The 6,681-nt window shown below is 65.0% G+C and carries 15 protein-coding genes; all 15 read left to right on the top strand.

Annotated elements, in window-relative coordinates:
- On the top strand, window positions 1-123 hold a 123-nt coding region (locus ABKA19_RS09025; protein ID WP_484607046.1), incomplete at its 5' end, for an EF-Tu C-terminal domain-related protein.
- Between the two features lie 322 nt (window positions 124-445).
- Entirely contained in the window at window positions 446-757 is a 312-nt protein-coding gene (gene rpsJ, locus ABKA19_RS09020; RefSeq protein WP_052630556.1) for a 30S ribosomal protein S10, read from the top strand.
- Window positions 758-768: 11 nt separating this feature from the next.
- Window positions 769-1,419 (top strand): 50S ribosomal protein L3, encoded by a 651-nt coding sequence (gene rplC / locus ABKA19_RS09015; protein WP_162376522.1) that lies wholly within the window; start codon window positions 769-771, stop codon window positions 1,417-1,419.
- Between the two features lie 11 nt (window positions 1,420-1,430).
- Window positions 1,431-2,036, top strand: a complete 606-nt coding sequence (gene rplD / locus ABKA19_RS09010; protein WP_162376523.1) for a 50S ribosomal protein L4 — start codon at window positions 1,431-1,433, stop codon at window positions 2,034-2,036.
- A complete protein-coding gene (gene rplW, locus ABKA19_RS09005) occupies window positions 2,033-2,332 on the top strand; it encodes a 50S ribosomal protein L23 (RefSeq protein ID WP_353688590.1) in 300 nt (99 codons plus the stop codon). Before rplD ends, rplW begins: the two co-directional genes overlap by 4 nt.
- A 10-nt stretch (window positions 2,333-2,342) precedes the next feature.
- On the top strand, window positions 2,343-3,170 hold the full coding sequence (gene rplB / locus ABKA19_RS09000; RefSeq protein ID WP_162376525.1) for a 50S ribosomal protein L2: 828 nt from the start codon (window positions 2,343-2,345) through the stop codon (window positions 3,168-3,170).
- A 6-nt stretch (window positions 3,171-3,176) separates the two neighbouring features.
- A complete protein-coding gene (gene rpsS, locus ABKA19_RS08995; protein ID WP_052630548.1) occupies window positions 3,177-3,443 on the top strand; it encodes a 30S ribosomal protein S19 in 267 nt (88 codons plus the stop codon).
- Window positions 3,444-3,455: 12 nt separating this feature from the next.
- Window positions 3,456-3,791 (top strand): 50S ribosomal protein L22, encoded by a 336-nt coding sequence (rplV, locus tag ABKA19_RS08990; RefSeq protein ID WP_028918209.1) that lies wholly within the window; start codon window positions 3,456-3,458, stop codon window positions 3,789-3,791.
- A gap of 1 nt (window position 3,792) precedes the next feature.
- A complete protein-coding gene (gene rpsC, locus ABKA19_RS08985) occupies window positions 3,793-4,521 on the top strand; it encodes a 30S ribosomal protein S3 (RefSeq protein WP_162376526.1) in 729 nt (242 codons plus the stop codon).
- A 5-nt stretch (window positions 4,522-4,526) separates the two neighbouring features.
- Entirely contained in the window at window positions 4,527-4,940 is a 414-nt protein-coding gene (gene rplP, locus ABKA19_RS08980; RefSeq protein WP_162376527.1) for a 50S ribosomal protein L16, read from the top strand.
- Window positions 4,940-5,128: a 50S ribosomal protein L29 gene (gene rpmC, locus ABKA19_RS08975; RefSeq protein ID WP_162376528.1), complete on the top strand. Its 189-nt coding sequence runs from the start codon at window positions 4,940-4,942 to the stop codon at window positions 5,126-5,128. Before rplP ends, rpmC begins: the two co-directional genes overlap by 1 nt.
- Window positions 5,129-5,140: 12 nt before the next feature.
- Window positions 5,141-5,407 (top strand): 30S ribosomal protein S17, encoded by a 267-nt coding sequence (rpsQ, locus tag ABKA19_RS08970; protein WP_162376529.1) that lies wholly within the window; start codon window positions 5,141-5,143, stop codon window positions 5,405-5,407.
- Window positions 5,408-5,421: 14 nt separating this feature from the next.
- Window positions 5,422-5,790 (top strand): 50S ribosomal protein L14, encoded by a 369-nt coding sequence (rplN, locus tag ABKA19_RS08965; protein ID WP_052630536.1) that lies wholly within the window; start codon window positions 5,422-5,424, stop codon window positions 5,788-5,790.
- Between the two features lie 15 nt (window positions 5,791-5,805).
- Entirely contained in the window at window positions 5,806-6,123 is a 318-nt protein-coding gene (gene rplX / locus ABKA19_RS08960; protein ID WP_162376530.1) for a 50S ribosomal protein L24, read from the top strand.
- Window positions 6,124-6,134: 11 nt separating this feature from the next.
- The gene (rplE, locus tag ABKA19_RS08955) at window positions 6,135-6,677 is read left to right on the top strand and encodes a 50S ribosomal protein L5 (RefSeq protein ID WP_162376531.1); all 543 of its coding nucleotides are present in this window, start codon (window positions 6,135-6,137) and stop codon (window positions 6,675-6,677) included.
- The last annotated feature ends 4 nt before the right edge of the window (window positions 6,678-6,681 follow it).

Below are 6,681 nucleotides of genomic sequence, written 5' to 3'. Positions count from 1 at the left end.
GACAACGTGAAGATGGTGGTCACGCTGATCAACCCGGTGGCGATGGACGAAGGCCTGCGCTTCGCGATCCGCGAGGGCGGCCGCACCGTCGGCGCCGGCGTCGTGGCCAAGATCATCAAGTAATTCAGCAAGTTACAGGCGCCGCCCCCTGGGTGGGCGGCCGCCTTACAGCGAAAAGAGGCACAGGAAGTGCCTCGTGTTCGCCGGACAGGGAAGGGTCGCGTGACGTTACGCGCGTAGCAGCCTCACAGGCTGTTGACGCGCATGTTTACGCGTTCTATACTTTTCCGTCTGGGCAGGCCGGCTTGCTGGTCTGCCCGCGCTTTTGGGGCCGGATGGCCCTGGCCGGAATCGTCGCCGATGCGCGGCCGAAGTCTTACGAACCATATCGGGGCAGGCATCCCAGAGGCCTAGCCCGTCGCTCTTTTAACGAAGGAACTCCGTCATGGCGGACCAAAAGATCCGGATTCGGCTCAAGGCGTTCGATCATCGTCTGATCGACCGTTCGGCCAGCGAGATCGTCGAGACGGCCAAGAGGACCGGCGCGCAGGTGCGTGGCCCGATCCCGCTGCCGACCAAGATCGAACGTTACACCGTTCTCGTCTCCCCGCATGCCGACAAGGATGCGCGTGACCAGTACGAGACCCGCACGCACAAGCGCGTGCTCGACATCGTCGACCCCAACGACAAGACCGTGGACGCGCTGATGAAGCTCGAGCTCGCGGCTGGCGTCGACGTCCAGATCAAGCTCGCCTGAGGACTGCCGACATGACGAAGAAGTATTCGTTGGGTCTGGTCGGCCGCAAGGCCGGCATGAGCCGCGTGTTCACTGATGATGGTCGTTCCATCCCGGTGACGCTGATCGAGGCCACCCCGAACCGCATCACCCAGATCAAGACCGTCGAGGCCGATGGTTACAGCGCCGTCCAGGTGACGACCGGCTCGCGCCGCGCCGCCCTGGTCAACAAGCCGCTGGCCGGCCACTACGCCAAGGCCAAGGTCGAAGCCGGCCGCGGCCTGTGGGAGTTCCGCGTCGCCGACGACAAGCTCGGTGACTTCGCCATCGGTGGCGAGATCAAGGCCGACATCTTCGAAGTTGGCCAGATCGTCGACGTCCAGGGCGTGACCAAGGGCAAGGGCTTCCAGGGCACGATCAAGCGCCACAACTTCACCATGGGCGACGCCACCCACGGTAACTCGCTGTCGCATCGCTCGCCGGGTTCGATCGGCCAGCGCCAGACGCCGGGTCGCGTGTTCCCGGGCAAGAAGATGTCCGGTCACATGGGTGCCGAAACCCAGAGCGCGCAGAACCTCGAAGTGGTGCGCGTCGATGCCGAGCGCGGCCTGATCGCCGTTCGCGGCGCCGTCCCGGGTGCACCGGGTGGCGACGTGGTCGTGCGCCCGGCGAGCAAGGCGTAAGGAGAATCACGATGGAACTCACCATTACGGGTAGCGCCAACAAGCTGTCGGTCTCCGACGAAGTGTTCGGCCGCGATTTCAGCGAGGACCTGGTCCACCAGGTCGTCGTCGCCTACCGCAACGCCGGCCGTTCCGGCACCAAGGCGCAGAAGACCCGCGCCGAGGTCAACGGCACCACCAAGAAGTCCAAGAAGCAGAAGGGCGGCGGCGCGCGTCACGGCGCCCTGACGGCCCCGATCTTCGTCGGCGGCGGCGTGACCTTCGCGGCCAAGCCGCGCAGCTTCGCGCAGAAGGTCAACCGCAAGCAGTATCGCGCCGCGATGGCCGCGATCCTGTCCGAGCTGAACCGCCAGGGCCGTCTGAAGGTCGTCGAGTCGTTCGACGTCGAGACCGTCAAGACCAAGGGCCTGATCGAGAAGCTGGCCGGTTTCGACCTGGGCAAGCGCCCGCTGATCGTCACCGAGGATGCCTCCGAGAACCTGTTCCTGTCGGCCCGCAACCTGCCGTACGTGCAGGTCCGCGATGTGCAGGGGCTGGATCCGGTCGCCCTGGTCGGCGCCGATTCCGTGCTGATCACCGCCGATGCGGTCAAGAAGGTCGAGGAGTGGCTGGCATGAGCGCCAACGAGAAAGTTTTCAGCGTGCTGCTCGCGCCGCGCGTGTCCGAGAAGACCGCGCGCCTGCAGGAAGTCAGCAACCAGTACGTGTTCGAGGTTTCGAGCGACGCCACCAAGGCCGACGTCAAGGCCGCCGTGGAGCAGCTGTTCGACGTGAAGGTCGAGTCGGTCAACGTCGTCAACGTGAAGGGCAAGAACAAGTCCTTCCGCTTCCGTTCCGGTCGCCGCGGCGACTGGCGTAAGGCGTACGTGCGCCTGGCCGATGGCCAGAGCATCGACGTGTCCGCCAAGGCCTGAGGGTAAACCCATGCCATTGATGAAATTCAAGCCCACCTCTGCCGGCCGCCGCTCCGCGGTCCGCGTGGTCACGCCCGACCTGCACAAGGGTGCTCCGCACGCCGCGCTGGTCGAGAAGCAGAGCAAGTCCGGTGGCCGCAACCACCACGGCCGCATCACGACCCGCCATGTCGGCGGCGGCCACAAGCAGCACTACCGCCTGATCGACTTCAAGCGCAACAAGGAAGGCATCGTCGCGCGCGTCGAGCGGATCGAGTACGACCCGAACCGCACCGCGCACATCGCCCTGCTGTGCTACGCCGACGGCGAGCGCCGCTACATCATCGCGCCGAAGGGCCTGAAGGCCGGCGACCAGGTGATCGCCGGTTCCGACGCCCCGATCAAGGCCGGCAACACCCTGCCGCTGCGCAACGTCCCGGTCGGTACGACGGTGCATTGCATCGAGCTGAAGCCGGGCAAGGGCGCCCAGATCGCCCGCGCCGCCGGCGCCGGCGTGCAGTTGGTGGCCCGCGAGGCCGGTTACGCGCTGCTCCGCCTGCGTTCGGGCGAGATGCGCAAGGTGCCGGTCGAGTGCCGCGCCACCATCGGCGAAGTCGGCAACGACGAGCACAATCTGGAGAAGCTGGGCAAGGCTGGCGCCAAGCGCTGGCGTGGCGTGCGCCCGACCGTTCGCGGCGCGGCCATGAACCCGGTCGACCACCCGCACGGCGGTGGTGAGGCCAAGGCCGGCCAGGGCAACCCGCACCCGGTCACCCCGTGGGGCGTGCCGACCAAGGGTTACAAGACGCGCAAGAACAAGCGCACCCAGCAGTTCATCGTGCGCGATCGCAGGAGCTAATCGGCCATGCCACGTTCCCTCAAGAAAGGCCCGTTCGTCGATCACCACCTCGTCAAGAAGGTGGAAGCCGCGGGCGGCACCAAGAAGCCGATCAAGACCTGGTCGCGCCGTTCCATGATCCTGCCGGAAATGGTGGGGTTCACGATCGCTGTGCATAACGGCAAGAACCATGTCCCGGTCCTCGTGAACGAGAACATGGTCGGCCACAAGCTCGGCGAGTTTGCCGTCACCCGGACCTTCAAGGGTCACGGCGGCGACAAGAAGTCGAAGTAAGGAGAGATGACCATGGAAGCGAAAGCCATCCTGCGCACCGCGCGCATCTCCCCGCAGAAGGCCCGCCTGGTCGCCGACCAGGTGCGCGGCCTGCCGGCCGAACGGGCCGTCAACCTGCTGAAGTTCTCCGACAAGAAGGCCGCCGCCCTGATCAAGAAGGTGGTGGAGTCTGCGATCGCCAACGCCGAGAACAACCAGGGCGCGGACGTCGACGCGCTGAAGGTCAAGACCATCATGGTCGACGAAGGTCCGACGCTGAAGCGCTTCATGGCGCGTGCGAAGGGTCGCGGCACCCGCATCCTGAAGCGGACCAGCCACATCACCGTCGTCGTCGGAGAGGGCAAGTAATATGGGTCACAAAGTTCACCCCACCGGCATCCGTCTTGGCATCGCCAAGGACTGGAATTCGAAGTGGTACGCCGACAAGGGCGAGTACGCCCAGTACCTGGCGGCCGACCTGAAGGTGCGCGAGATGCTGCGCAAGAAGCTGGCGCAGGCCGGGATCAGCAAGATCCTGATCGAGCGCCCGGCCAAGACCGCGCGCGTCACGATCCACACCGCCCGCCCGGGCGTGGTGATCGGCAAGCGTGGCGAGGACATCGAGAAGCTGCGCAAGGAAGTCAGCGAGCTGATGGGCGTCCCGGCGCACATCAACGTGACCGAGGTCCGCAAGCCGGAACTCGACGCGCAGCTGGTCGCCGAGTCGATCGCGCAGCAGCTCGAGCGCCGCATCATGTTCCGTCGCGCGATGAAGCGCGCCGTCGGCAACGCGATGCGCCTGGGCGCCCTGGGCATCAAGGTAAACGTCGCCGGCCGCCTGAACGGCGCCGAGATCGCGCGTTCGGAGTGGTACCGCGAAGGCCGCGTGCCGCTGCATACCCTGCGCGCGGACATCGACTACGGGTTTGCCGAGGCTCACACCACCTATGGCGTGATCGGCATCAAGGTATGGGTCTACAAGGGCGAGATCTTCGACTTCGCCCAGGTCGGACAGGAGAAGCAGGAAGAAGCCAGCAGCCCGCGCGGCGAGCGCGGCGACCGCGAGCGTCCCTCCCGTCCCGCACGTGAAGCGAGGTAACGGCGATGTTGCAACCCAAGCGAACCAAGTTCCGCAAGCAGTTCAAGGGCCGTAACGAGGGCCTGAGCTGGAGCGCCAACGCCGTTTCCTTCGGCGAGTACGGTCTGAAGGCCACCGCCCACGGCCGCCTGACCGCGCGCCAGATCGAGGCGGCTCGCCGCACGATCAGCCGCTACGTCAAGCGCGGCGGCAAGATGTGGATCCGCGTGTTCCCGGACAAGCCGATCACCCAGAAGCCGATCGAAGTCCGCATGGGCTCGGGCAAGGGTAACGTCGAGTACTGGGTGGCCCAGATCCAGCCCGGCCGCATGATCTATGAAATCGAGGGAGTGCCGGAAGACCAGGCGCGCGAGGCGTTCCGCCTGGCGGCCGCCAAGCTCTCGGTCACCACCACCTTCGTGACCCGCACGGTGCGCTAATGGCTACGATCAACGAACTCCGCGAAAAGTCGGCTGACCAGCTGAAGGCCCACCTGCTGGATCTGCGCAAGGAGCAATTTTCCCTGCGCATGCAGAAGGCGACCGGCCAGCTGTCGAAGACCCACGAAACCAGCCGGGTGCGCCGCGAGATCGCGCGCGTGAAGACCCTGCTCGGCAGCAACCAGTAAGGGATCGCAGCGATGAGCGACAACAACAACAAGGCGCTGCGCACGGTCGAAGGCCGCGTGATCAGCAACAAGATGGACAAGACGGTAACCATCCTCGTCGAGCGCCAGGTCAAGCACGCCCTGTACGGCAAGTACATCAAGCGCTCGACCAAGCTCCACGCCCACGATGCGGACAACAGCTGCAACGAAGGTGACGTGGTGCGCGTGACCGAGATCGCGCCGATGTCCAAGACCAAGAACTGGCGCGTGGTGGAAATCGTCACCCGCGCGGTCGAATAAGGGAGATCTGAATCATGATCCAGATGCAGAGCTACCTCGACGTGGCCGACAACTCGGGTGCCAAGGAACTGATGTGCATCAAGGTGCTCGGCGGCTCCAAGCGCCGCTACGCGGGCATCGGCGACATCATCAAGGTGACCGTCAAGGACGCGATCCCGCGCGGCAAGGTCAAGAAGGGTGAAGTCTACGACGCCGTCGTGGTCCGTACCCGCAAGGGCGTCCGTCGTGCCGACGGCTCGCTCATCCGCTTCGATGGCAACGCTGCCGTCCTGCTGAACAACAAGCAGGAGCCGATCGGTACCCGCATCTTCGGACCGGTGACCCGTGAGCTGCGTTCCGAGAAGTTCATGAAGATCGTCTCGCTCGCGCCTGAAGTGCTCTGAGCGGAGGAAGCAGACATGGCTAACCGTATCAAGAAGGGCGACCAGGTGGTCGTCACGACCGGCAAGGACAAGGGCAAGCAGGGCGAGGTGGTGCGTGTGGATGGCGACCGCGTGGTCGTTTCCAACGTCAACCTGGTCAAGCGGCACACCAAGCCGAACCCGCAGGCGGGCGTCGCCGGCGGCGTGGTCGAGCGCGAGAGCTCGATCCACATTTCCAACGTGATGCCGGTCAACCCTGCCACTGGCAAGGGCGAGCGGATCGGATTCAAGGTCCTGGAGGATGGACGCAAACTGCGTGTGTTCCGCTCCAGTGGTGAGGCGCTCGACGCCTGAGGAATGAAGCAATGACCACGCGGCTCGAAAAGATCTACAAGGAACAGGTTGTGCCGGCTCTCATGGAGAAGTTCGGCTACACCAACCCCATGGAAGTCCCCAAGCTCGTCAAGATCACGCTGAACATGGGCGTGGGCGAAGCGGCTGCCAACAAGAAGGTGCTCGAGAACGCCGTCGCCGACCTGGCCAAGATCACCGGCCAGAAGCCGGTGACGACCAAGTCGCGCGTCTCGGTGGCCTCGTTCAAGATCCGTGACGGCTGGCCGATCGGCTGCAAGGTCACCCTGCGGCGCCACCAGATGTTCGAGTTCCTGGATCGCCTGATCAGCGTCTCGCTGCCGCGCGTCCGCGACTTCCGCGGCGTGTCGGGCCGCTCGTTCGACGGCCGTGGCAACTTCAACATGGGCGTGAAGGAACAGATCATCTTCCCGGAAATCGACTTCGACGCCGTCGACGCGATCCGCGGCATGGATATCGCCATCACCACGACCGCCAAGACCGACGCCGAAGCGAAGGCGCTGCTCGAAGCGTTCAAGTTCCCGTTCCGCAATTAAGGGT

This window comes from Pseudoxanthomonas sp. Soil82, from assembly GCF_040446535.1.
GTDB lineage: Bacteria > Pseudomonadota > Gammaproteobacteria > Xanthomonadales > Xanthomonadaceae > Pseudoxanthomonas > Pseudoxanthomonas kaohsiungensis.
Note: the sequence above shows the minus strand (reverse complement) of the source record. Positions and strands in the feature narration are given on the sequence as shown.